The following is a 24,008-nucleotide window of genomic DNA, read 5'->3' on the forward strand; positions in this document are numbered from 1 at the left end:
ACATCGGCTACACCGCCGCCACCGAGATCGCCAAGGAAGCCCTCGCCACCGGCCGCGGCGTGGCCGAACTCGTCCTGGACAAGGGCCTGCTGCCCGCCGACCGGCTCGCGGACCTGCTCCGCCCCGACATCCTGGCCGGCAGCGGCCCGGCCCCGGTGGCCTGACCCGCGCGAGCGCGCCGGGACCGGCAGAAGGGAGAATGCTGATCGTGACGTCGCCGACGACCTTCCAGCCGGTCCTGGAGCGCATCGCCGAGGAGATCGAGCGGACCCCGGGCCGCGGCCGGCCCGCCGACTACATTCCGGCGCTCGCCGCCCGCGACCCGCGCAGTTTCGGCATGGCTGTCGCCGAACCGGACGGCACGGTGTACGGCGTGGGGGACTGGCGGCAGCCGTTCTCCGCGCAGTCCATCACCAAGGTCTTCACCCTCGCCCTGGGCCTGGCCCGCGAAGGCGACACCCTGTGGGAACACGTCGGCCGCGAGCCCTCCGGCAACCGCTTCAACTCCCTGGTGCAGCTGGAGTACGAGAACGGCATCCCGCGCAACCCGTTCATCAACGCGGGCGCCCTCGTCGTCACCGACCGCCTCCACACCCGGACCGGCGACGCCTCGGGCGAACTGCTGGCGTTCCTCCGGGCGGAGAGCGGCAACCCGGAGCTGGACTTCGACACGGAGGTCGCCGTCTCGGAGTCCGCCCACGGTGACCGCAACGCCGCGCTCGGCCACTTCATGGCCTCCTACGGCAACATCGACAACCCGGTGCCGGTTCTGCTCGAGCAGTACTTCCGGCAGTGCTCGATCGCCGCGTCCTGCGCCGACCTGGCCCTCGCCACGACCTTCCTCGCCCGGCACGGCATCCGCGCCGACGGCACCCGCCTGCTGAGCCGCAGCCAGGCCAAGCAGATCAACGCGATCATGCTGACCTGCGGGACGTACGACGCGGCGGGCGACTTCGCCTACCGGGTCGGCCTGCCCGGCAAGAGCGGCGTGGGCGGCGGCGTCATCGCGGTCGTCCCGGGCCGCTGCACGCTGTGCGTGTGGAGCCCCGGCCTGGACGAACGGGGCAACTCGGTGGCGGGCGTGGCGGCCCTGGACAGATTCACGACACTGACGGGCCTGTCGGTGTTCTGACCGAACCTCCGGAAGCGGTCTGTGCACACCCCTTCGGGGTGCGGGGAACCGCGCGACAAGCCCCCATCCCCGCGGCCTGCCGGCAACCGCACCCCGCAGACGCCGCGCGGCTCCCGGACGCACGCCGCTTGATCACCGCCCGGTTACACTCCGGCCTTTCCCCGGAGTACTCCGCGTCGCTTGGAAGCCACTGCGCAGCGCGAGGCTGACCGAGTGTTGGCCATGGCTCCCTTCGTCGATCTCCGCCGCTGCCAGATACTGGGGCTGGCCGGCACCGCCTTCCTCGCGGCGGGCGGTGAGACATCCGGTGCCCTGCCCGTGCGGGACCTCCTCCACCCGGCCTCCGCACGCGCCGCCCTCGGGCTGGTCGGTGTCTACTTCGGCCTCGTCCTGCTGATTGCGGCCTGGGCCCTGCTGGGCCGTCTGGTCCGAGGACCGAGACCGCCCGCGCCCCGCGCCCTGCTGGCCGTCCTCGCCGTCTGGGCCATCCCTCTGCTGGTGGCCCCACCGCTGTTCAGCCGGGACGTCTACAGCTACCTCGCGCAGGGGGCGATGGTCGAGGCGCACATGGACGTGTACGCGCACGGGCCGTCCCGGCTCGGCGGCCCGCTCGCCGACGAGGTCGCCCCGCTCTGGCGGCACACCGGAGCCCCGTACGGGCCGGTCTTCCTCGCCGTCGCGGCGGCCCTGTCGGGTCTGACCCGTGGGAGCCTGCCCGCCGGACTGTTCGGGATGCGGCTCGTCGCGCTCGCCGGTGTGGCCCTGATGGCGGCGGCGCTGCCGCGCCTCGCCCGCCACAGCGGCGCCGACCCGTCGGCCGCGCTGTGGCTGGGCGCCCTCAACCCGCTCGTCCTGCTGCACCTGGTCGCGGGCGCTCACAACGACGCCGTCATGCTGGGCCTGCTCGGCGTGGGTCTGGTGGCGGCGCTCGGCCGGTGGCCGGTCCTCGGCACCGTCCTGGTCACGCTCGCCGCCCTGGTCAAGGTGCCCGCCGGGCTCGGGCTTGCCGCCGTCGCCGTCATCCAGGTCCGCGCCGGCCGCGGACCTGCGAAGGCCCTCCTGACGACGGCCGTCGCGGCGGCCGCGACGACCGCCGCCGCCACGGCCGTGGCCGGAACCGGATACGGCTGGACAGGCGCCCTCAGCACTCCCGTCTCACCGCAGAACTGGGCCTTGACCACCTTGCTCGGCCGCGCCACCCGGGCCCTGCTGGAACGCCTCGGCAGCGATCTCGCGCCCCTGGCGATCCCGGCCTGGCACACCCTGGGGATCGCGGCGGCCGTGGCCGCGATCGTCCTGATCTGGCTCCGGCTGCGCCCCCGGCCGGTGTACGCACTGGGCCTGAGCCTGGCGACGGTGGCCGCCCTCGGTCCGGCCATCCGCCCCTGGTACGCCCTGTGGGGGCTGTTCCTCATCGCCGCCGCGGCGCCCAGCACCTCCGTGCGCCACCGGATGGCGGCCGTGACCGCTGTCCTCGCGCTCCTCGTCCTGCCCGGCGGCGCCCCGGCGGACACCGGGCAACTGGTGCTGGCCGTCTCCGGCGGCGCGCTCGCGATGGTCGTGCTGTGGCAGGCCCACCAGGCCGAACTCGCCCCGGCGCCGGGACGCGCGGCATGACCCCGGCCCTGCCGCGCACCGATCGGGGCCGGCTGCTGCTGGTGCTCGTGCTCGCCACCGTGGTGACCGCCTTCACCGCGACCGTGCCGCTGCTGCGGGACTGGTTCGATCTGCGCGTCTACCACGGAAGCATCGACAGCTGGGTCCACCACGGCGGCCGGATCTACGACTACCGGGTGCCCGGCACGACGTACGGCTTCACCTACCCGCCGTTCGCCGCGGTCGTCATGCTGCCCATGGCGTTGCTGGACCTGGGCACCGCCGTCATGGCCGCCCTGCTGCTCAACCTGGCGGCCCTGGTGGTGGTCCTGCGCCTGCTCGCCGGACCGGCCTGGCGGCGCCTCGGCTGGTACGGCTGGGCCGTGACCGCCTGCCTGCTCCCCCTGTTCGAACCGCTCCGGGACACCTTCAGCTTCGGCCAGGTGAACCTGCTGCTGCTGGCTCTCGTGCTCACCGACGCGGCGCTGCTGGCCACCGGACGCACCCGCTGGGCGGGGATCGGCATCGGGCTCGCGGCCGCGATCAAGCTCACCCCGGCGCTGTTCATCGGTCTGCTGCTGGTGGCCGGACGATGGCGCGCGGCGGCGGTCGCGACGACCGTCGCCCTCGGGGCCACCGCCGTCGCGGCACGGGTGGATCCCGGGGCCTCGCGCTTCTACTGGACCGACGCACTGTGGGACACCGACCGTGTGGGTCGCCTCGGCTACGTCTCGAACCAGTCGCTGCAGGGCGTTCTGGCGCGTCTGGGCGAACCGGAGCGGGCTTGGTGGGCGGCAGGGGTCGTGGTGGTCCTCGCGGTGTGGGCGCTGCGGGCCCGCCGGGCGGCCGACGCGGGGGACTGGACGGCCGCGTTCGCCCTGACCGGCCTCGCCGCCTGCCTCGTCAGTCCGATCACCTGGGTGCACCACCTCGTGTGGCTGCTGCCGTCCTTCGCCGTGCTGGTCCGTACCGGTCACCTGAGGATCGCGGCCGCGCTGTACGCGGTGCTGTGCTCCAGCGTGGTGTGGCTGTGGTTCGACGACGCGTCCGGCATCGACGGGTTCCTGGGCGGCAACACCTACGCCTGGATCACCCTGGGCCTGTTGTTGTGGCTGCCGGCCGGTCAGCTCCGCCCGGGCCTGCGGACCGCCGACCGCAGCACCAGCACCATGACCGTGGCGCCCAGCCCCGTGGCGCCCGCGAGCAGCCCGGCTTTCGTCCAGTCGGCCTGGGGCTTCTCCGGCACGGCGGCCGCGGCGGCCGGTGATTCCGCCGACGGGCTCGGGGAAGGCCGCCAGGCGTCGAGCGAACCCACCGCATCGACCCGCCCGCCGGCCTCGAACCCCCAGTCGAGCAGCGAGCGGGCCTCCTCGTACACGGCTGATCCGCCGCCCTCCTGAGGGTTCATCACCGTCACGACGAGGGTGTGCCCGTCGCGGCGTGCCGCCGCGACGAGCGTGCTGCCCGCCTTGCTGGTGTAGCCGTTCTTGATGCCGATCAGTCCCCGGTACGGCTCCACACCGGGGGCGCCGCCCAGCAGCCGGTTGGTGTTGCGGATCGGGTACGACCAGCCGCCACCGCCCGGGAACCTCGCCTCGACCGTGGCGCAGTACCGGGCGAAGTCCGGGTTGCGCAGCCCCACCCGGCCGAAGACCGCCAGATCGAACGCCGACGACACCTGCCCCGGCGCGTCGTAGCCGTCCGGGGACACCACATGCGTGTCGAGGGCGCCCAGGGACCGGGCCTTGGCCTGCATCTGCCGGGCCGTGGCCCGCCAGCCGCCGTTGAGTTCGGCCAGGACGTGCACGGCGTCGTTGCCCGAGTTGAGGAAGACCCCCCGCCACAGGTCGGCGATCCGGTAGGTACGGCCCTCGGCGACCCCGACCAGGCTGCTGCCCTCACCGATGCCCCGGAGTTCCTCCTCGCGGACCGTGTGCCGGACCCCGGCCGGCAGCCCGGGCAGCACCGTGACCGCGAACAGGGTCTTCAGGGTGCTGGCCGGGGGCAGCCTGCGGTGTGCGTTGTGCGCGGCGAGCACCGCGCCGGTGCGCGCGTCGGCGACCAGCCAGGAGAGCGCGGTGACCCGGGGGACACGGGGCGCGCCGGCGCGCGGACGGACCTGGACGCCGGGCCGGTTCAGCAGCAACGGGTGCGGGCCCACCGCCCGGGGCCCGCCGGGCGGACTGGGCTCCGCCCGGCCGGGGGCGGCCACCGCGGCCGGCATGAGGGCCAGCAGCCCCGTCGCACACAGCACACCGGTCGAAACGGCCACCCGGGAAGAGAGTCCGAGGATCATGCGATCAACGTAGGAACAGGCCGGCTCCCGACGGTGACAACCGGGCCGGACACCCCGTGCGCGAACACCCGGATGCCACACGCGTGGCAGGGCGGCCCGCACCTCAGTCCGAGGGCGGCGTCGGCTGGACGCGCCGCAGGCACGTCGCGTTGTCCTGGGGCTCGCGCGGCGGATGCGCGCCGGCTGCCTCAGCGGGCGGCCAGCAGCCCGTACAGCAGCGGGATCCGCGGCTCGGGCAGCCGCCACCAGCCGGACTCGGTGACGGTCATCCGCGGCCAGCGCGGCCAGGGAAGTTCGTCGCTCTCACGCAACCTCCGGACGGCGAGTCCCGCGCCCGTCAGCGCGTTGACGACCTCGCCCATTCCGTGCGTCCACTCGTAGCTGTCCGTGGCGCCCACGACGGCCGGGCCGTCCGTGTACGTGTGGGTGGCGTCCCGGTGGACGGGTCCGCCACCGCCCAGGTAGTCGTGGCGCAGGAGCAGCTCGGGACCCTCGCCCGGAGCGGGCTTCGGGCCGAGCGCGTTGAGCAGGGGATGGAACTCGGCGACGTACAACCGGCCACCCGGGCGCAGAAGCCCGCGGACGGTCTCGGCCCACCGGTCCAGGTCCGGCAGGTAGCACAGGGCGCCCTTGCCGGTGTAGACGACGTCGAACCGCCGCCCGGCCAGGGCCTCGACGGCGTCGTACACGTTGGCCCGCACGTACGTCACGTCCGCCCCGGCCCGGGCGGCGATGTCCCTCGCGGCCGCTACCGACGCCTCGGAGAAGTCGAGGCCGACGGCCCGGGCCCCGCGCCGGGCGAAGGCGATGGTCTCCGTGCCGAGATGGCACTGCAGGTGCAGCACGTCACGGCCGGTCAGCTCGCCGAGGTCCTCCCACTCCCACGGAGCGAACCACCGCTCGGGGTCGGGATCCTGGTCGAGACCGTAGAACCGGCTGGCGAGATGGACGGGCGTGCGGGCGTCCCAGTTCGCCTGGTTGGCCCGCATCAGCCGGTCGTGCTCGGCGGACGTCATGGGGACATCCAACCGCGAACCGGCCCCGAGCGGCGGTGGAACGCGCGAAACGGACCGCCGGAGGTGTCGCTCACACCGAACGCGTTCGCGCCTCCTCGGCGATCTGCTCGAACCGCTCGCCCATCGCCGCCGCCAGCGCCTGCGCCCCCGACAACGGGCGCACCATCACGGTCAGTTCGTCGATGAGCCCGTCCTCGTCGACGTGGATGAAGTCGCAGCCGTTGATCTCCCGGTCGCCCACCCGCGCGGTGAAGACCAGGGCGTGGTCACGGCCCTCTGGGTCGTTGATCTCGCGCACGTAGCGGAAGTCCTCGAAGACCTGGGAGACGGCGCGCAGGATGGCCGCCGTGATGGCCTTACCGGTGTACGGCTTGAACACGACCGGGCTGGTGAAGACGACGTCCGGCGCGAGCAGCGCCTCGGCGGCGTCAAGATCGAGCGCCTCGACCGCTTCCCGGAATGCACGCATCGGAACCCCGCTTTAGTCAACTAGTTGAGTAGGTGCGCAGTAGAATAGTCAACTGCTGCTACCGTGTCCACATGTCGCTGAAGTACGCCGTGCTGGCCGCTCTCCTGGAGGGGGAGGCCTCGGGCTACGAGCTGTCCAAGGTGTTCGACGTGTCGCTCGCGAACTTCTGGGCCGCGACCCCGCAGCAGCTCTACCGGGAGCTGGAGCGCCTCGCGCAGGACGGGCTGATCGAGGCGCGGGTGGTACGGCAGGAACGGCGGCCCGACAAGCGGATGTTCACACTCACCGAGGCGGGCCGCGAGGACCTGTGCGCCTTCGCCGCCGCCCCGCCCCGCCGGCCCACCGCGATCCGCGACGAACTGCTCATCAAGATCCAGGCCATGGACGGGGCCGACCCCGAGGCGACCCGTGCGGTGGTCGAGGAGCGCGGGGCGTGGGCCCGCGGCAAGCTCGCCCGCTACGAGCGGCTGCGCGAGCGCCTCCTGGCCGGCCGGGCCGAGGAGGAATACCTGAGGGAGGCCGACCGCATCGGCCCGTACCTCACACTCATGGCGGGCATCGCCTTTGAGGAGGAGAACCTCCGCTGGTGCGAGCGCGTACTGACCATCCTGAAACAGCGAGCTCCTCTAGGCTGAGCCGGTGTTCAGCCCCGAAGGTCCCAGTCTGCGCGAGCTCGCCGTCCAGGCGCTCTCGTCCGTCGAGCGCGGCTACGACCTCCTCGCGCCGAAGTTCGACCACACCCCCTTCCGGACGCCCGATCCCGTCCTCGACGCCGTCGGCTCGGCGCTGCGGCGGACGGCGACCTTCGACGCCGGACTCGATCTGTGCTGCGGCACCGGCGCGGGCGTCGGTGTCCTGGCGGGGCTGTGCCGGGAGCGGGTCACCGGGGTCGACTTCAGCGCCGGCATGCTCGACGTCGCACGGCGGCGGGCCCAGCCCGGCGGCCCACCGGTCTCCTGGGTGCGTGCGGACGCTCGCGCCCTGCCCTTCGCGCCCGCCTTCGACCTGGTGGTGAGCTTCGGGGCCTTCGGGCACTTCCTGCCGCGCGAGCTGCCGGGACTCTTCGCCCAGGTCCGCTCCGTGCTGCGGCCCGGCGGCTGCTTCGCCTTCCCGCTGGTGGCCCCGCCCCGCCCGGGTTCGCTCGGCTACTGGATGCTGCTCGGCTTCGACACGGTGATGCGGGTGCGCAACGCGCTGTGGCGGCCCCGGTTCGTCATGTACTACCGCGCGTTCCGCCTGGACGACGTCCGGCGTGAGCTCACGCGGGCCGGATTCCGGGTCGGGCTGCAGCCGCTGCCGGAGTTCGGGCGGCGGCAGGACGGCAGCCCGCGGGTCCGGCTCGTCGTGGCCCGGCTGCCCGGTCAGCCGGCCCCGTCGCCGACGGTGCCCGCCGGCCGGCCCGGGACGGTGAACTCGTAGACGAGGGCGTCCCGCCGGGCGTCCACCACCAGGTCGGTGATCTCCAGCGGGCGCGCGTACTGGTCGTGCACCCGCCGGGTGACCCGGACCGACGGCGTGCTCGCCGGCCGGGTGATGGAGTCGCGGTGGTGCAGGGTCAGCCCCGCCCGGCGCATCCAGTCGTAGGCCCGGCGCAGTTGTGCGGGAGCGGTGCCGTCGGCGCCGTCGCGGTAGCGGGCCAGCTCCTCCACCTCCGCGAGCGCCACGGCGGAGAACGACGTCACGGCCGTGCGCAGCCCCCGGCCGTCGGCGGTCGCGTGGCGGTAGTGGTGGACCAGGGTCGGACGCCCCGGGGGCAGGTCCAGGGCCTCGGCGTGGTCCGGCGGGGGCGGCTCCCAGCTGACGGTGGCGCGTGCGACGACGCCCGGGGTCGCGGCCCGGGCGCCGACCGGGAAGGCGAGCGAAGCCGGGATCTCGATCGGCGGCCCGGGCGGGGTGGCGTGGCTGCCGCGCCGGTCGGTGGTGAGGAGGCCGTCGCGGCGCAGCAGTTCCAGCGCCTGCCGAACCGTCTCCCGGCTGACGCCGAAGCGCCCGGCCAGCCGACGCTCGCCGGGCAGTCGCCCGCCGGGCGGGACGGTGCCGTCGCGCAGGTCGCCGAGCAGTTCCGTCGCGATTCTGCGGTACCGGGGCTGTTCTTCGGCCGGAGGGTGGCCGTGCGGGGTGGTGCGGGCCATGCCGCGCCTCCTGTCGGTGACGTGCGGTAGCCGTACGGGCTCGGTGCGCCACCAGGTCTAGCATTGGTCTAAACCAGCAGGGAAGAGCGGCCGGGCGGTCCGGCCGAAACCCGTCCGCCCGCCCCCGCCGTCACAGGGCGCTGTACAGGGCGCCGACCAGCGCCATCTTGCGCGGGTCGTCCGCGATATGAGATCCCATGCGGTTCATCACGTACCCCATCGACACCTCCGCCTCCGGATCGGCGAGTCCGCAGGAGCCGCCGTAGCCGTCATGACCGAAAGCGCGCGGATCGGGGCCGTAGGAGCCGTTGGATCCGCTGAGCCACAGTCCGAGCCCCGCCTCGGTCTCGCCCTCGAACCCGGCACCGAGCACCAGATCCCGGCAGCTGCCCTGTCCTTCGCGCACCCGCTCGACCGCCTCGGGAGACAGAACGCGGTGGCCCCGGTACGAGCCGCGCCCCGCGAAGACGCCGTACAGCTCGGCGACCGCGCGCGCGGTGCCGTGCCCGTTCGCTGCGGGGATCTCGGCGGCACGCCACTCGGGGGTGCAGGCCCCGGCGGCGGAAACCGGCGGGTTCGTCAGCGCTGCGATCGCGGCAGGGGTCAACTGGGCGAAGGCGGCGGCCTGTTCACTGCTCGCCGCGACCGGTGGCTGCACCAGCTCGGCCGCCCGCCAGGACTCCTTCTCCGGCAGGCCGATGGTGAAGTCGATGCCGAGCGGCCCGGTCACCTCCCGCTCCAGGAAGGCCCCCGGCATCAGCCCCGACACCCGCCGTATCACCTCGCCGACGAGATGACCGTAGGTCAGCACGTGATAGCCGGACCGGGTTCCCGGTTCCCACCAGGGCTCCGTCGCCGCGAGCCGCCGGGTGGTCAGTTCCCAGTCGCACAGCTGCTCCAGTGTGTGCGCCTCGCGCAGCCCCGACAGGCCGGCACGGTGCGACAGCAGGTGCCGGACGAGAACCCTCTCCTTGCCCGCCGCGGCGAACTCGGGCCAGTACACGGCCACCGGCGCGTCGAGGTCCAGCAGCCCCCGGTCGACGAGGATGTGCGCGCACAGCGCCACCGCCCCCTTGGTCGTCGACCACACGTTGACCAGGGTGTCCCGCCCCCACGGCCGGGTGTGCGCCGAGTCGGCCCAGCCGCCCCACAGGTCCACGACCATCCTGCCGCCGACGGTGACGGCCACCGCGGCGCCCAGCTCGCCGCGTTGCCGGAAGTTCTCCTCGAACGCCGTGCGTACCGCGGTGAACCGCGCGTCGCAGTGGCCGTGCACCTGTATCTCGTTCTCGGGCATGGGCCCCTCCCGCCAGCGGTCTTGGGGCCGGGCCGCCGAGGAGCGGCCCGGGCGGGAAGAACGTACCGACTGGTCGGACTGGGCGGAAGTCCGCCGGGCGTGAACGGCCGGATCAGATACGCGAACGCAGCCAGCGCAACTGGGCCGCCTCCTGGAACGGACCGCCGCCCTCGTGGTCGTTGAAGTCGTACACCTCGATCGTCTTGTCCTCGCCGCTCCAGGCGTTGAAGGCCGCGAAGACCGTCGAGGGCGGGCAGGTCTGGTCCTCCAGAGCGGCCGAGAAGAGCGCGGGGGCCCGGCCGCGGGCGGCGAAGTGGACGCCGTCGAAGTAGGAGAGGGTGCGCAGAGCCTCATCCGTGCGGCCCCGGTGCGTCTTGAGGTACAGCCCGATCTCCCGGTACGGGTGACGGTCCGTGAGCGTCGCCGCGCGCGGGAAGTCGCACAGGAACGGCACGTCCGGCGCGATGCCCGCGAGGTCCGGGACCAGGCCGCCCACCGCGATCGTGATGCCGCCGCCCTGGCTCACGCCGAGGGCCACCGTCCGCGTCGCGTCGGTGAGGGGATGCGAGCGGGCCGCCTCCACGGCACGCACGGCGTCCGTGAACACCCGGCGGTAGTAGTAGTTCTCCGGCGCGTCGATGCCTCGCGTCATGAAGCCGGGGTACGCGGGGGTGCCGCCCACCGGATCGGCCGTGCCGCCGCCCCCACCCCAGACGCTGCCCTGCCCGCGGGTGTCCATCACGAAGTGCGCCCGGCCCGTCGACGCCCACAGCAGGTGCTCGTGCGGCAGTCCGCGGCCCCCGCCGTAGCCGATGAACTCCACGACCAGCGGCAGCGGGCCGTCCGCCCCGGCCGGCAACGTCAGCCAGCCCTTGACCGGATGACCGCCGAACCCGGCGAACGTCACGTCGAACACCTCGACGGTGGACAGGCCCGTGTCGACCGGTTCGAAGCGGGCGTCCAGGTCGTGCTCCCGTGCCTCCTGGAGGGTCTTGGACCAGAACGCGTCGAAGTCCTCGGGCTCGGTGGAGGCGCTGCGGTACTCGTGGAGCTCGTCGAGCGGAAGGTCGAACAGGGCCATGTCGGACCACCTTGGAGATGGAGAACAGGTGCAAAGACAGTTCGGATGATCACCCTACGTGCATGGCCGGATGACTGACCAGGGCCTTCGCCGGGGGGCTCACCGCGCGTCAGGGGCCGCGTCACGCGCGGCGATGGGTCCACTCCGGCTCCGTTCGCGCCCACGCGCGCTCCCACTCGGCGAGCCGGCGGCGCAGGGCCACCCGGCGCACGACGCCATGACCGAGGAGGACCGCCAGGACCACACCGCCCGCGGCGCAGGTGCCGATGGTCAGGGTGTGCTGCCAGACCGCCGTGCTGTCCACCGGCGGGGCGACGCTCCGCCCGCGGGAGTCGAACCAGACCTCCACGGCCTCGCCCCGGTCGGTGCCCGCGGGGATCCGTGCCGTCGCGGTGCGCGTGCCCCCGCCCGGCTCTGTCCAGCGCACGGTCGCCCGGTACGCGTGCTGCCCACGGGCCTGCGCCGCGGGAGGGGCCTCACCCGTCCCGCCGATCACCTCGGCACGGACACGGTGCCGCTCGGCGCGCTGCTCCGCGGAGACCGAGCGCGCCTCGCCGTGGGCCCACCAGGCCGCGGCCGCGCCCACCACGGGCGCGCCCAGGCACACCAGGACGGCGACGGCCAGCACCGTCCACGCCTCGACGACATCCGACCGGCGTCGCAGCGGACTGCGCCGCCAACGCCAGCCGCGCGCCCGGGTTCGCATGCCGACCTCCTCGCCGTCATCTCGGCCGGAGGGCCGTACCGGCCGTGCGGTGGCGGCGCCGCCGCTCCCTGCGCGTCGCAGCCTGTGCGAGCCGCACGGATCTGATACCCCCTCCGGCGTCCATCGATCGCTCTCGCGCGGCCCGGGTCGCCGCGTGCCGGAGCCCTTGCGGCAGGGGTGCCCGGGCCGCCCGCGGCGAAACACCGGGCCCCCGCCTGTGGCGGGCCGCGCGGCGGTCGGCCCGTCGGGTAGTGTTGCCGTCCGGCTGTGGACCGTCACAGCCAACGGAAGCCGAGGAGGTGAGACCCATTACCGCTGTGTCAGCTCGGGTGCTCTCCCCTCGATGTGGCGCGGATCGCCGGCCCTAGGGTCCTGGCGACCGGCCGAGCGCCCTTCGGCTCTCGAAAGGCTCCTGGCTTCCATGCCGTCTGTGTCTTCTTTCCCGCCCGCCATGCCGTCGTCCCGTGACGCGATGGTCCTCGCCCTGCGCACCGCCGGGTGCGTCTTCGCCGAGGACGAGGCCGAGTTGATCCTCGCCACCGCCCGCACCCCCGCGGAGGCCGCTGCCATGGTGGAGCGCCGCGTCGGGGGGCTGCCCCTCGAACTCGTCGTGGGCTGGGCCCGCTTCCGGGGCCTGCGCGTCGCCGTCGCCCCGGGCGTCTTCGTGCCACGTCGCCGAACCGAGTTCCTGGTGGAACAGGCCCTCGCACGGTCGCCCGGCGCCACCGTCGTCGTGGACCTGTGCTGTGGCTCCGGTGCCGTCGGCGCGGCACTGGCCGCGGGCCTGCGCGGTGTCGAACTGCACGCCGCCGACATCGATCCCGCCGCCGTGCGCTGCGCCCGCGGCAACGTCGCCCCGGTCGGCGGTCACGTCCACGAGGGTGACCTGTTCGAGGCGCTGCCCGGCGAGCTGCGGGGCCGGATCGACATCCTGGCGGCCAACGTGCCGTACGTACCGAGCGGCGAGATCGGCCTGCTGCCGCTGGAGGCGCGTGACCACGAGCCGCTGGTGGCCCTCGACGGCGGCGCGGACGGCCTTGACGTGCTGCGCCGGGTAGCGGCCGAGGCGCCGGGCTGGCTCGCCCCCGGCGGCTGCGTCCTGGTGGAGACGAGCCGGCGGCAGGCACCGGCCGCCCTCGCCGCCTTCGAGCGCAACGGCCTGACGGCCCACCTGGCCGTCTCGGAGGAGCTGTACGCCCACGTCGTGATCGGCGTGGGACAGTGACCGTGCCCGGGCGGGCCGGGCCCGCCGCCCGGCTCACTCCGGTGCCGTCGCCCGCGCGATCAGCAGGGCCACGTCGTCGAAGTTGTCCGGCTCGTGCAAGGTGCGCAGCAGCAGGTCGCAGACCTCCTCCAGCGGCCGGTCGGGCCCTTCCAGCAGGGACAGCAGCCTGTCCAGCCGTTCGTCGAGCGGATCGCGGCGCGTCTCGACGAGACCGTCGGTGTAGAACACCAGTTGATCGCCCGGCTCGAGGTCCACGGTCGTCGTGGAGAAGGCGACGCCACCGACACCGAGCGGCACACCGGTCGGCAGGTCGAGCAGCTCCGGAGACCGGCCGGCCCGGACACGCACCGGCGGCAGGTGACCGGCGTTGGCGATCCGGCACTGCCGCAGCAGCGGGTCGTGGACGGCGTAGGCACAGGTGGCGATGGCCTGTTCCAGACCTTCGGTGATCTTGTCGAGGTGCTCGAGGAGCACAGCGGGATCCAGATTGAGGGAGGCCAGCGTGTTGGTCGCCGTGCGCAGCCGTCCCATGGTCGCAGCCGCCGGGATGCCGCTGCCCATCACGTCGCCCACGACGAGCGCCGTCCTGCCGCCGTCCAGCTCGATCACGTCGAACCAGTCGCCGCCGACCTCGCTCGTGGCCCCGGCCGGCTGGTAGCGGGAGGCGACCTCCAGTCCGCACGTCATGGGCGGGTGGCTGGGCAGCAGGCTGCGCTGCAGGGTGAGCGCGGTGTCGCGGGCGCTCTGGTACCAGCGGGCGTTGTCGATCTGCACGGCGGCCCGGGCGGCCAGCTCGCGCGCCAGCAGCAGGTCGTCCTCGCTGAACGGCAGCGGATTGCGGGTGCGTTTGAGGTCCAGGGCGCCCAGCACCTCGCCCCGCGCGATCAGCGGCACCGCCAGATAGGAATGCACCCCGGCCCGGCGCAGCAGCTCGGCCGCCTCCGGGGAACGCGCGATGCGCGGGAGGTCCTCGTCCTCGACCTGCGGCAGCATCACCGGACTGGCCGTGCGTACGCACTGGGTGACGAGCCGGTCCGACGCGTACCGGGCCACCTGGCCGGGCGGGTCGGCCGCCTCCATCGCCTCGGCGGAGTCGTACCCCTGGACCGCCAGGGCCCGGATCACCGCCGACTCGGCGGGGCCGAGGCTGGTGCGCCGGCCCTGCACCACCGCGTCCAGCAGGTCGACGGCCGCGATGTCGGCGAGTTCCGGCACGGCCACTTCGGCCAGCTCGTGTGCCGTGTGGTCCAGGTCGAGCGTGGTGCCGATCCGCCCCGAGGCGTCGGCGATCAGTGCCAGGCGCCGGCGGGCGGCCTCGGCCTCGATGCCCGCCCGGTACTGCTCGGTGACGTCGACGATCGAGAGGGCCACGCCGAGCACGGTCCCGAACGCGTTCTCCAGCCGGTACAGCGAGATCGACCAGGCGTGGTCCTGGTCGGGGTCGGCGGGGGTGCGGCCGATGGTGGACTGGTCGACGACCGGCCGGCCGGTCTCCACGACCCGGCGCGCCGCCGCCTCCAGCGCGTCGACATCCATCTGCGGCACCACCTCGCGGACCGTCCGGCCCAGGTGCTCCCCGGCCGGCACGCCGTTGATCCGCTCCAGTGCCGCGTTGACCGAGACGTACCGCAGCCGCGGGTCCAGCACGGCCAGCCCGGTCGGGGACTGCGCGATCATCCGCGTCGACAGCGCCACCTCGCGTTCCAGCCGGTGCACGGTCGACTGGTCGGCGCACAGCCCCAGCGCGTAGACGTCCCCCCGGTCGTCCAGCAGCCGCATGTTGCGGAACTCCACGAGCCGCGTACTGCCGTCCTTGTGCCGGACGGGGAAGGCACCGGCCCAACTCTGGCCGGTCCCCATCACGTCGGCGAACAGCTTGACCACGAGATCGACGTGCTGTTCGTGGACCATGATCCGGGCGGCGTACTGTCCCAGCGCCTCGCCCGCCTCGTAACCGAACAGCTCCTCGGCCTGAGGGCTCCACAGCACGATGCGGCCCTCGGCGTCGAGGACCACCGAGGCCACGCGCAGCACGTCGAGCAGGCCGCTCGGACGCGCCGGTCCGTCGGCCCCGGCCATGGGAGACCCGGCTGAACTCATCCACGCCCCGCCTTCGCCGATCCTCGCGGCACGCCGTCGCCGTGCCTACACCCCATGTTCCACCGCGCTGAGCCGATTGTCCGAGGCCCCTTCGTCATCTTCCACCATCTCCCAACACGGAGCCGTCCGCTCCGCAGACCCGTCGGCGGTGGTGGGGCATCGCCGGTAGTGCTCGGCGGAAGGGGGTGCTTTGCTGGGTTGGGGGCGGATACGAGGTCGCCGTGAGAGGAGCGGTCGTCATGGACCTTGAGCAACCACACCCCCACTCCGTCTCCGTGGAGATCAGCGGGTGCAGCAAGCACGACGCCCGGATCGTGTTCGACACGCTGTGCGCCTGCTTCGAGTCCGACCGGCGCGCCGACGAGGTACCCGAGGAGCTCCACGAGACCCGTCCCACCGTGTGGCTCGGCACCTTCGACGTCGCCGACGAGCACGAGGGCGCGCCACCCGCCCGGCTGGCCCACTCGGTCGACGCCGACCTGCACGGTGGGTACTGGGCGATCGAGCACTTCCGCGCGAGGCTGGACTCGCTGTTCGCCGTGCAGGACCTGAGCACGGTCTCCGGCGACCAGGAGAGGGAACTGCATCTGCGCCTTCAGAGCCGGTGACCGCCCTTCACACGTCAGCAGGTCGCGCCCCGCCCGCCGGCTGCGGCGGTGCACCGCGCGCAGGTCCGCGAGGTGGACGCACTCGCCCACTCCGCGCAGGCCCCCGTGGCGCAGGAGACCGGCCGCGGCCGGCGGACGCCCAGGGCTGCCGGCGATTGCCGGTGTGCGCCGGGCCTGCCGTCTTTCCGCCCGCGTCCTCGGACTGTGCCCTCCATCACCTTGTGCAACTAGTTGCATAAACAGTCGGCGGTCCTCTACAACTACAGGCACGACACCGTGCACGGAGGACCCCCATGAGCCGTTACCCCCACCTGCTGGCGCCCCTCGACCTGGGCTTCACCACACTGCCCAACCGGGTCCTCATGGGCTCCATGCATGTCGGTCTGGAGGAGGCCGAGGGCGGTTTCGAGCGCATGGCCGCCTTCTACGCCGCCCGCGCCCGCGGGGGAGTGGGCCTCATCGTCACCGGCGGCATCGCACCCAACGACGAGGGCAGGCCCTACGAGGGCGGGGCGAAGCTCACCACGGCTGCGGAGGCCGGGCAGCACCGCGTCATCACCGACGCCGTGCACCGCGAGGGCGGGCGGATCGCCCTGCAGCTCCTGCACTTCGGCCGGTATGCCTACCATCAGGACCTGGTCGCGCCCAGCCCCCTCCAGGCGCCCATCAGCCCCTACCCGCCCCGCGAACTCACCGACGCGGACATCGAGCGGACCATCGACGACTACGCCGCCGCCGCCCGCCTCGCCCGCGAAGCGGGATACGACGGCGTCGAGATCATGGGCTCCGAGGGCTACCTGATCAACGAGTTCATCGCCCGGCAGACCAACCAGCGCACCGACCGCTGGGGCGGCTCGTACGAGAACCGCGTGCGCTTCCCGCTCGAGATCGTGCGCCGGGTGCGCGAGGCGGTCGGCGAGGACTTCATCGTCATCTACCGGCTGTCCATGCTCGACCTCGTCCCCGGCGGCTCGACGCTCGACGAGGTGATCACGCTCGCCAAGGCCGTCGAGGCCGCCGGGGCGACCATCATCAACACCGGCATCGGCTGGCACGAGGCCCGCATCCCCACCATCGCGACCTCCGTGCCGCGCGGCGCGTACACCTGGGTGACCAAGCGGCTCATGGGCGAGGTGTCCGTACCGCTCGTCACCACCAACCGCATCAACACCCCGGAGCTCGCCGAGCAGCTGCTGGCCGAGGGCACGGCCGACATGGTGTCCATGGCCCGCCCGATGCTCGCCGACCCCGACTTCGTCACCAAGGCCGAGGCCGGCCGGCCGGAGGCGATCAACACCTGCATCGGCTGCAACCAGGCCTGCCTCGACCACACGTTCAGCGGCCTGATCACCTCCTGCCTGGTCAACCCGCGCGCCTGCCACGAGACGGAACTCGTGCTGTCCCCGACGCGGCTGCGCAAGCGGGTCGCGGTCGTCGGCGCCGGACCGGCGGGACTGGCGTGTGCGGTGTCCGCCGCCGAACGCGGACACGACGTGACGCTTTTCGACGCGGCGAGCGAGATCGGCGGCCAGCTCAACGTCGCCCGCCGGGTTCCCGGCAAGCAGGAGTTCGACGAGACCATCCGCTACTTCCGCACCCAGCTCGACTGGCACGGCGTCGACGTCCGGCTGAACACGCTCATCACGGCCGCGGACGTCGACGGCTACGACGAGGTCGTCGTCGCCACCGGCGTCACCCCGCGCACCCCGGACATCCCCGGAGTGGACCACAGAAGCGTCCTCGGCTACCTGGACGTCCTGCGCGACGGCGCGCCCGTCGGCGACCGGGTCGCGATCCTCGGCGCCGGCGGCATCGGCTTCGACGTCGCCGAGTACCTCACCGACAGCGGTGACAAGGCCCACGAGAACCCGCAGACGTACTTCCGCCAGTGGGGTGTGGATCTCGACTACAACGCCCCCGGCGGCCTCGCGGCGCCGGAGCGGCCCGTCCCGCCGCGCACCGTCCACCTGCTCCAGCGCAAGACCTCCAAGGTCGGCGCCGGCCTCGGCAAGACCACCGGCTGGATCCACCGCACCGAGCTCAAGCACCGTGGCGTCACCATGGTCCCGGGCGTGCGGTACGACCGGATCGACGACGCGGGACTGCACGTCACGATCGACGGCGAGAGCACGGTGCTGGAGGTGGACACGATCGTGCTGTGCACGGGGCAGGAGCCGCGCCGCGGCCTGTACGAGGAACTGGTCACCGCCGGGCGCAGCACACACCTCATCGGCGGGGCCGACGTCGCCGCGGAACTGGACGCCAAGCGCGCCATCAAGCAGGGCACCGAGCTCGCGGCGGAGCTGTAGGGGCCTGCGGGCCCGTCCCTAGGATGACTGGCATGTCACTCCCGCACGCGATCCTCACCGCCCTGCTCGAGAAGCCGTCGTCCGGGCTGGAGCTGACCCGCCGGTTCGACAGGTCGATCGGCTACTTCTGGTCCGCGACGCACCAGCAGATCTATCGCGAGCTGGGACGGCTGGAGACCGACGGTCTGATCCGGGCCCTGCCGGCCGAGCAGCCGTCCCGCGGGCAGAAGAAGAGCTACGAGGTGCTCCCGGCGGGCCGCGACGAACTGGCCCGCTGGACCGCCGCCTCCCAGGACCCCAAACCGCACCGGGACCCGCTGCTGCTGAGGCTGAGGGCGGCGGCCGTGGTCGGCACGGCGGGTCTGGAGGCGGATCTGCGACGCCATCTTCAGTTGCACGAGCGGCAGCTGGCGGAGTACCGGGAGATCGAGGAACGGGACTTCCCGCCCGGCCGCGACGGAACCGGGGACAGGCTGCGCCATCTGGTGCTCCGGGCCGGCATCGACCTGGAGACCTTCTGGACCCAGTGGCTCAGGCGAGCCCTGGAGGACTTCCCCGGACCCCCGGAGGGCTAGGTGTGCTGACCGGACAGGTGGGTGACGGCGGCCCGCCCGGCCGGAGCGCTGCGGAAGGGCGGGCCGCCGTCCGTACCGGGTCAGAGCCGGTACGGCTTGTTGCGCCGGCGCAGGTACCAGGCCGTGGCGAGCAGGCCGGCCCCGACCAGCGTGCCGCCCGCCACCAGGGTGACGGTGCCGTAGTCCGTCGCGGACCCGCCGACCCCGCCCATGACGCCGCGCGACGGGGAGGCGGTGGGGGACGGGGACCTCGTGGGGGAAGGGGCGGCGGTGACGACCACCGACTGGGTGCCCGCAGTGGTGCCGTCCGAGCAGATCACGATGACCGTGTACGTGCCGGGGCTGACGCTCGACCAGGCGGCCGACTGGCGGGTCTCGGTCCCCGACAGGGTCACCTGGCGTCCCTGCGCGAAGCTGCCCTGGCTGCTGGTGAGGAGTGAGGCGGTGCCCCAGCTGCCGCTGATGTTGGTGCACGCGCTGGTCGTGACCGACACCGTGGAACCCGTGGTGCTCACGGAGATGCCCGGGCCCGCGGCGACGGGCACCGCGGCCAGGGCGAGGGGGAGCACGGTGGCGGCTGCCACGGTCAGGCCGGAGCGGAGAACTGGCGAGGAGTTGCGCATGTTGACTGCCCTCCGGCGGCACGGTCGGCGGTACATCCCTTGCGCCGCCGAGGGTCGGGAAGGCCCGTGCTGCCTCGGGGTCAGCCAATGCGTCTGCGGCCCGGGACGCACGCCGGGCACCTCCGTGCAGGTGACGGGTTCCTTCGGGAGGCCCACCCGGGGGGCCAGTCCGCGCTCCCGGGGGAGCCGGACGGCGGTACAGGCGGGGGAGGGCTCCCGCTCACGCTGTGGATCTTCGCGCCACCCTGATGGACGTCGTACGACACCACACCCCGGTCGTCCGTCGAGGCGAACCAGGACAGGCGGAAAGCCCGGCCCCCCGGCCCCCCCGGCCCCCGGCCCCCCGGCCCCCAGCCACCCGGCCGCTGGGCGCCGACCGGCGGATCGGTGGGGTCGCCCGCCCGTCGGTGCCCTCGCCCGTACCCCGGGACCGCGCGGACCGGCCCCGCCGCCGGTGCCCCGCGCACGCACGGTGAAGACGTGCACCGTGGAGGGCGAGGTGACCGGCGCGGGGGTCGCGCGGAGCAGGACGGGAAACGCGTCGCACGACACCGGTGCGGGGCCCCGTGCCAGGGAGTTCGCGGCCCGGGATCTCACGCCTGCTCAGGTCTCCTGCCGCTGCCGGAGGTTGGGACAGTGCTCCGTCCGGCCCTGCGGCCGTTGCTGAGCGGCCTCGACGGGAACGGATGGGCCTGAGTACCCGTCAGGTTTCCCCAGGAGAGGTGCCCGTATCGTGCGTGTCCAGTCGTTCACACTGGCCGCGGCCAGCGCCGCCCTGCTCGCCCCCACGACGCCCCCCACCGCTCAGCCCCAGCCTCAGCCCCAGCCCCGGCCGCACCGTCAGTCCCGGCCGTACGCCCCGCCCGTGGCCCGGCCCGACACGCCCGTCCGTGCCGCCGACCTGCTGGCCAGGACCCAGGACTGCGTCGCCGTCTCGCGCGGCCGGTACCGCAGCGACAACGGCGCACCCGCGAGGATCCCGATCTGCGGTACCGCGGACGCCGTGTTCTGGAAGGCCGACATGGACATCGACTGCGACGGTCGCCCGGGCCCCCGCTGCAACCGCCGCTCCGACCCGCACTTCGCCGCCACCACCGCCTACGCCCAGTCCGACGGCCGCCCGTTGAGCGCGGAGCGCCTCCCGTTCGTCGTCGTGCCCGCCCCGAGCCGCATCTGGGACTACCGGGACCACGGCGTGGGCGGCGGTTCGGTGGCGGCCGTCGTGTACCGCGACCGCGTGCGGTACGCGGTGGTCGGCGACACGGGCCCGCGGAACATCATCGGCGAGGCGTCGTACGCGACCGCCCGGGCCCTGAGCATCCGCCCCCACCCGCAGGGCGGGGGCACACCGTCGGGCGTCACCTACATCGTCTTCAAGAACTCCGGCGTGTCCCCGATCGAGGACCGCGCCGCGGCGGCGACGACCGGGGAGCGGCTGGCACGGGAGTTCATCGAGGGCGGGCTGAGCGGTTGACGGAGCGTCAGCCGTACGGGCGGGCGTGACGGTTGCCGCCGTGCCGGAAACAGGCCCGGGCACACCGCCCTCCGGTGTACCCGGGGGCGGGCCTCACACCTTCCGGTACGTGTACGCCTCCGCGGCGGCCGACGCCACCGCCGCCAGGTCGGCTCCCGAGGCCGCCGTGACGACCGCGGCCACGGCGCCCTCCACGAACGGCGCGTCCACCAGACGCGTCCGCTCCGGAAGCTCGTCGCCCTCCGCGAGCAGCGCCTTCACCGTGAGCACCGCGCTGCCCAGATCGGCGAGGACGGCGACACCGGCGCCGCGATCGACGGACGCGGCCGCCGCCGCGATCAGTTCGGCGCTGGTGCCCAGCCCACCGCTCTCGGTACCACCCGCCGGGGCGACGGGCACCGCCGGGCCACCACCGGCGAGCCCCTTGGCCATCGCGGCGACCGACGAGGCCACCTCCGCGCTGTGCGACACCAGCACGATCCCCACCAGCCGCGCGTCACTCACCTGCGGCCTCCGCGAGTGCGGCCACCAGCAGCGCCGACGACGTGGCTCCCGGGTCCTGGTGACCGATGCTGCGCTCGCCCACGTAACTCGCCCGGCCCTTGCGCGCCTGCATGGGCGTCGTGGCCACGGCACCCTCCTCCGCCGCGGTCCGGGCGGCGGAGAACGAGGTGCCCAGCGCGTCCACCGCGGGCACCAGGGCGTCGATCATGGTGGCGTCGCCCGGCGTGGCACCGCCGAGCGTCATCACCGCGTCCACCCCGGCCCGCAGTGCCTGCGCCAGTTGATCCGCGCTGACCTCGGCGGCATCGCCGAGCGCCTTGCCGGTGCGGCGCAGCAGCGTCCCGTACAGCGGCCCGGAGGCGCCGCCGACCGTGGAGATGAGCTGGCGTCCGGCCAGCGTCAGGACTCCGCCGGGCGTGTCGGGGGTCTCCTTCTCCAGCGCGGCGGTCACGGCCGTGAACCCGCGCTGGAGGTTGCTGCCGTGGTCGGCGTCCCCGATGGGCGAGTCGAGGGCGGTGAGCCGTTCCGCCTCGCGGTCCACCGACGCGGCGGTCACCGTCATCCAACGGCGGAAGAAATCGGCGTCGAGCACTGGGTCTCCTTGCCTGGTAGGTATGCCGGTGATCCTCTGCCCCTTCCGCTCACACGCCCCAGCGCAGACCCGGCGTCTTCACCGGCGCGTCGTACAGCCGCAGCAGCTCCTCGTCGGCCTGGCACAGGGTGAGCGAGGCGCCCGCCATGTCCAGGGAGGTGACGTAGTTGCCCACCAGGACCCGGGCCACGGGAACCCCGCGGGCGGCGAGCACGCGGTGCACCTCGGCGTTGAAGCCGTACAGCTCGAGCAGGGGGGTCGCCCCCATGCCGTTGACGAGGACCAGGACGGGATTGCGCGGCCGGAGGTCCTCCACCACCGCCTCGACGGCGGCCTCGGCGATCTCGCCGGACGTCATCATGGCCCGCCGCTCCCGGCCGGGTTCGCCATGGATGCCGATACCCAATTCCAGCTCGCCGGGCGGTAGATCGAAGGTGGGGCTGCCCTTGGCCGGCGTGCTGCAGGCGCTCAGGGCGATACCGAAGCTGCGCGAGTTCTCGTTGACCTGCCGGGCGATGGCCTCCACCCGTTGCAGCGGCATGCCCTCGTCGGCGGCCGCGCCCGCGATCTTCTCCACGAACAGGGTCGCGCCGGTGCCGCGCCGGCCGGCCGTGTAGAGACTGTCGGTCACCGCCACGTCATCGTTGACCAGCACCTTCGCGACCTGGATGCCCTCGTCCTCGGCCAGCTCAGCGGCCATATCGAAGTTGAGCACGTCACCGGTGTAGTTCTTCACGATGAACAGCACGCCGGCCCCGCTGTCCACGGCCGCGGCCGCACGCAGCATCTGGTCGGGCACGGGAGAGGTGAACACCTCGCCGGGACAGGCCGCCGACAGCATCCCGGGACCCACGAATCCACCGTGCAGCGGCTCGTGCCCCGAGCCCCCGCCGGAGACCAGTCCCACCTTTCCGGCCACCGGAGCGTCCCGCCTCACGATCACCCGGTTCTCCACGTCCACGGTCAGCTCCGGGTGGGCAGCCGCCAGACCGCGCAGCGCATCCGCGACGACGGTCTCCGGGACGTTGATCAGCATCTTCACGGGAACCTCCTGGTGAGAGGAGCGGACGAGCCTCTGGCCTCGATTCTCGCAGGCCAGTGCTGGCTTGGCGAGCCGTCGATCTTGACGTTTAGCAAGTGGACGGGGCAGCGCGCGCAGGCGCCGTGGCCGACCGAACGCCGACTTGCGTGACGGGACATCAGGCGCGGACGAGCTGAGCACCGCCCCGGGCGACCCACACGCTGCCGCCGCGTGTTTCGCCGTCGCCGCTGGTGGGGACCCGGGCGGGCATGAGCACAAAGCCTCGCCGCCGCCTGATGCGGCAGAACCGGGTTCTGTGGCTGCTGGACCACCTGGAGCGCGAGCCCAGGGCCGACGCGTTGATCGACAAGCTCCGCGAGGGCGTGCGGTCCCTGCCCCTCGGCCCCGGCCGGGACCTGCTGCACGGCCGGTGGCTGGGACACCCCGTCCATCCCCTGATGGTGCAGGTGCCGATCGGCAGCTGGCTGTCGGCAGCGGTACTGGACCTGCGGCCCGGCCGCTCGCGCGAGTCGCGACTGCTGGTCGGCGTCGGCTTGGCCGCCGCCGCTCCCGCGGCCCTGGCAGGCTGGACCGACTGGGCGGAACTGCACCGTCAGCAGCAGCGCGTCGGCCTGGTCCACGCCCTGTCCAACGCGGCGGCCGTCGGCCTGTACGCCGTCTCGCTCGCCCACCGCGCCAAGGGGCGCGAGGCGGCGGGCCGGGCGTACGGCTTCCTGGGGCTGACGGCGGTCGGCATCGGCGGCATGCTGGGCGGCCACCTGGCCTACCGGCAGGCTTCCGGCGCCAACCACGCCGAAGAGGTTCCGCATGTCGTGTCGGAGGGCTGGCACCGGATCGGCGCCGTGCACGAGTTCCCGGCCGGCCGGCCGGTGCGACGCAGCGTGGACGACGTGCCGGTGCTGGTGGTGCGCGAGTCCGGCGGGCAGATCCACGCGCTGGCCGAGCGGTGCAGCCACCTCGCGGGACCGCTCTCCGAGGGCACCGTCGCCGACGGCTGCGTCCAGTGTCCCTGGCACGGCAGTGTCTTCCGGCTCTCCGACGGCTGGAACGTACGCGGCCCGGCCACCTCCCCCCAGCCCGCCTTCGAGACCCGGATCACCGACGGTCATGTCGAGGTGCGGCTACGGCACCAGGACGGCGGCGCACCGGCGGGGAGCGACCGGGAGATGGCCGGGCAGGGGAGCGGAATGCGATCGGGGGGTGCCCGTGAACACGGCCACGGCACCTGACA

22 protein-coding genes and 2 pseudogenes are annotated in these 24,008 nt (G+C 73.5%); 12 read left to right on the forward strand and 12 right to left on the reverse strand.

What is annotated here, in order from left to right:
- The 4 genes and pseudogenes from aspA to IE212_RS35550 all read left to right on the forward strand — a co-directional run.
- Nucleotides 1-164, forward strand: a pseudogene (gene aspA / locus IE212_RS22370) (aspartate ammonia-lyase); the annotation flags it as partial.
- 35 nt (nucleotides 165-199) lie between these two features.
- Nucleotides 200-1,132 (forward strand): glutaminase, encoded by a 933-nt coding sequence (locus tag IE212_RS22375; RefSeq protein WP_190199691.1) that lies wholly within the window; start codon nucleotides 200-202, stop codon nucleotides 1,130-1,132.
- 222 nt (nucleotides 1,133-1,354) lie between these two features.
- Nucleotides 1,355-2,749 (forward strand): polyprenol phosphomannose-dependent alpha 1,6 mannosyltransferase MptB, encoded by a 1,395-nt coding sequence (mptB, locus tag IE212_RS22380; protein ID WP_190199692.1) that lies wholly within the window; start codon nucleotides 1,355-1,357, stop codon nucleotides 2,747-2,749.
- Nucleotides 2,746-4,128, forward strand: a complete 1,383-nt coding sequence (locus tag IE212_RS35550) for a glycosyltransferase 87 family protein (RefSeq protein ID WP_190199693.1) — start codon at nucleotides 2,746-2,748, stop codon at nucleotides 4,126-4,128. The genes mptB and IE212_RS35550 overlap by 4 nt, the downstream gene beginning before the upstream one ends.
- 59 nt (nucleotides 4,129-4,187) lie before the next feature.
- Here IE212_RS35550 and IE212_RS22390 read toward each other — a convergent pair.
- The 3 genes and pseudogenes from IE212_RS22390 to IE212_RS22400 all read right to left on the reverse strand — a co-directional run.
- A pseudogene (locus tag IE212_RS22390) lies at nucleotides 4,188-5,024 on the reverse strand (D-alanyl-D-alanine carboxypeptidase family protein); the annotation flags it as partial.
- A gap of 188 nt (nucleotides 5,025-5,212) precedes the next feature.
- Nucleotides 5,213-6,040: a class I SAM-dependent methyltransferase gene (locus IE212_RS22395; protein ID WP_190199694.1), complete on the reverse strand. Its 828-nt coding sequence runs from the start codon at nucleotides 6,038-6,040 to the stop codon at nucleotides 5,213-5,215.
- Nucleotides 6,041-6,110: 70 nt separating this feature from the next.
- On the reverse strand, nucleotides 6,111-6,509 hold the full coding sequence (locus tag IE212_RS22400; RefSeq protein WP_190199695.1) for a nuclear transport factor 2 family protein: 399 nt from the start codon (nucleotides 6,507-6,509) through the stop codon (nucleotides 6,111-6,113).
- Between the two features lie 71 nt (nucleotides 6,510-6,580).
- Between IE212_RS22400 and IE212_RS22405 the strand changes: the two genes are divergently transcribed.
- Together IE212_RS22405 and IE212_RS22410 are read left to right on the forward strand one after the other, a co-directional pair.
- A complete protein-coding gene (locus IE212_RS22405; protein WP_190199696.1) occupies nucleotides 6,581-7,144 on the forward strand; it encodes a PadR family transcriptional regulator in 564 nt (187 codons plus the stop codon).
- A 4-nt stretch (nucleotides 7,145-7,148) separates the two neighbouring features.
- Nucleotides 7,149-7,928 (forward strand): class I SAM-dependent methyltransferase, encoded by a 780-nt coding sequence (locus IE212_RS22410; RefSeq protein ID WP_190199697.1) that lies wholly within the window; start codon nucleotides 7,149-7,151, stop codon nucleotides 7,926-7,928.
- Here the strand turns inward: IE212_RS22410 and IE212_RS22415 are convergent.
- From IE212_RS22415 to IE212_RS22430, 4 genes are all read right to left on the reverse strand, one after another.
- Nucleotides 7,871-8,641: a GntR family transcriptional regulator gene (locus IE212_RS22415; protein ID WP_190199698.1), complete on the reverse strand. Its 771-nt coding sequence runs from the start codon at nucleotides 8,639-8,641 to the stop codon at nucleotides 7,871-7,873. The two genes, IE212_RS22410 and IE212_RS22415, sit on opposite strands and share 58 nt — an antisense overlap.
- 130 nt (nucleotides 8,642-8,771) lie before the next feature.
- Entirely contained in the window at nucleotides 8,772-9,938 is a 1,167-nt protein-coding gene (locus IE212_RS22420; protein WP_190199699.1) for a serine hydrolase domain-containing protein, read from the reverse strand.
- Between the two features lie 112 nt (nucleotides 9,939-10,050).
- The gene (locus IE212_RS22425) at nucleotides 10,051-11,019 is read right to left on the reverse strand and encodes an acetylxylan esterase (protein WP_190199700.1); all 969 of its coding nucleotides are present in this window, start codon (nucleotides 11,017-11,019) and stop codon (nucleotides 10,051-10,053) included.
- Between the two features lie 121 nt (nucleotides 11,020-11,140).
- Nucleotides 11,141-11,725, reverse strand: a complete 585-nt coding sequence (locus tag IE212_RS22430; protein ID WP_190199701.1) for an Rv1733c family protein — start codon at nucleotides 11,723-11,725, stop codon at nucleotides 11,141-11,143.
- A gap of 421 nt (nucleotides 11,726-12,146) precedes the next feature.
- Here IE212_RS22430 and IE212_RS22435 point away from each other — a divergent pair, with 421 nt between their 5' ends.
- Nucleotides 12,147-12,950, forward strand: coding sequence for a putative protein N(5)-glutamine methyltransferase (locus IE212_RS22435; protein ID WP_190199702.1), 804 nt, complete (start codon nucleotides 12,147-12,149; stop codon nucleotides 12,948-12,950).
- A gap of 33 nt (nucleotides 12,951-12,983) precedes the next feature.
- Here the strand turns inward: IE212_RS22435 and IE212_RS22440 are convergent, their stop codons facing one another.
- A complete protein-coding gene (locus IE212_RS22440) occupies nucleotides 12,984-15,050 on the reverse strand; it encodes a SpoIIE family protein phosphatase (RefSeq protein ID WP_190199703.1) in 2,067 nt (688 codons plus the stop codon).
- A gap of 239 nt (nucleotides 15,051-15,289) precedes the next feature.
- Here IE212_RS22440 and IE212_RS22445 point away from each other — a divergent pair, with 239 nt between their 5' ends.
- The 3 genes from IE212_RS22445 (at nucleotide 15,290) to IE212_RS22455 (ending at nucleotide 18,542) form a co-directional block, all read left to right on the forward strand.
- Nucleotides 15,290-15,658, forward strand: coding sequence for a hypothetical protein (locus IE212_RS22445; RefSeq protein ID WP_190199704.1), 369 nt, complete (start codon nucleotides 15,290-15,292; stop codon nucleotides 15,656-15,658).
- Nucleotides 15,659-15,951: 293 nt separating this feature from the next.
- Nucleotides 15,952-17,967 carry an NADPH-dependent 2,4-dienoyl-CoA reductase gene (locus tag IE212_RS22450; protein WP_190199705.1) on the forward strand — a complete coding sequence of 672 codons (2,016 nt, stop codon included), beginning with the start codon at nucleotides 15,952-15,954 and terminating at the stop codon, nucleotides 17,965-17,967.
- A 32-nt stretch (nucleotides 17,968-17,999) separates the two neighbouring features.
- Nucleotides 18,000-18,542 carry a PadR family transcriptional regulator gene (locus tag IE212_RS22455; RefSeq protein WP_190199706.1) on the forward strand — a complete coding sequence of 181 codons (543 nt, stop codon included), beginning with the start codon at nucleotides 18,000-18,002 and terminating at the stop codon, nucleotides 18,540-18,542.
- A gap of 80 nt (nucleotides 18,543-18,622) precedes the next feature.
- On the opposite strand, the gene IE212_RS22460 is transcribed toward IE212_RS22455, so the two are convergent.
- A complete protein-coding gene (locus IE212_RS22460; protein WP_190199707.1) occupies nucleotides 18,623-19,165 on the reverse strand; it encodes a hypothetical protein in 543 nt (180 codons plus the stop codon).
- A gap of 733 nt (nucleotides 19,166-19,898) precedes the next feature.
- Between IE212_RS22460 and IE212_RS22465 the strand changes: the two genes are divergently transcribed.
- Nucleotides 19,899-20,639 (forward strand): glycoside hydrolase family 75 protein, encoded by a 741-nt coding sequence (locus IE212_RS22465; protein WP_190199708.1) that lies wholly within the window; start codon nucleotides 19,899-19,901, stop codon nucleotides 20,637-20,639.
- 93 nt (nucleotides 20,640-20,732) lie between these two features.
- On the opposite strand, the gene IE212_RS22470 is transcribed toward IE212_RS22465, so the two are convergent.
- From IE212_RS22470 to dhaK, 3 genes are read right to left on the reverse strand one after another with little or no spacing between them, the layout of a single operon-like run.
- A complete protein-coding gene (locus IE212_RS22470) occupies nucleotides 20,733-21,143 on the reverse strand; it encodes a PTS-dependent dihydroxyacetone kinase phosphotransferase subunit DhaM (RefSeq protein WP_190199709.1) in 411 nt (136 codons plus the stop codon).
- Complete coding sequence (gene dhaL, locus IE212_RS22475) at nucleotides 21,136-21,735, reverse strand: dihydroxyacetone kinase subunit DhaL (protein WP_190199710.1); 600 nt, start codon at nucleotides 21,733-21,735, stop codon at nucleotides 21,136-21,138. Before dhaL ends, IE212_RS22470 begins: the two co-directional genes overlap by 8 nt.
- Nucleotides 21,736-21,784: 49 nt before the next feature.
- Nucleotides 21,785-22,777 (reverse strand): dihydroxyacetone kinase subunit DhaK, encoded by a 993-nt coding sequence (dhaK, locus tag IE212_RS22480; RefSeq protein ID WP_190199711.1) that lies wholly within the window; start codon nucleotides 22,775-22,777, stop codon nucleotides 21,785-21,787.
- Between the two features lie 275 nt (nucleotides 22,778-23,052).
- Between dhaK and IE212_RS22485 the strand changes: the two genes are divergently transcribed.
- Nucleotides 23,053-24,006 (forward strand): Rieske (2Fe-2S) protein, encoded by a 954-nt coding sequence (locus tag IE212_RS22485; protein WP_190199891.1) that lies wholly within the window; start codon nucleotides 23,053-23,055, stop codon nucleotides 24,004-24,006.
- Nucleotides 24,007-24,008: the final 2 nt, after the last annotated feature.

Origin of the sequence: Streptomyces djakartensis (assembly GCF_014651075.1) — a bacterium.
GTDB classification, from domain to species: Bacteria; Actinomycetota; Actinomycetes; order Streptomycetales; family Streptomycetaceae; genus Streptomyces; species Streptomyces djakartensis.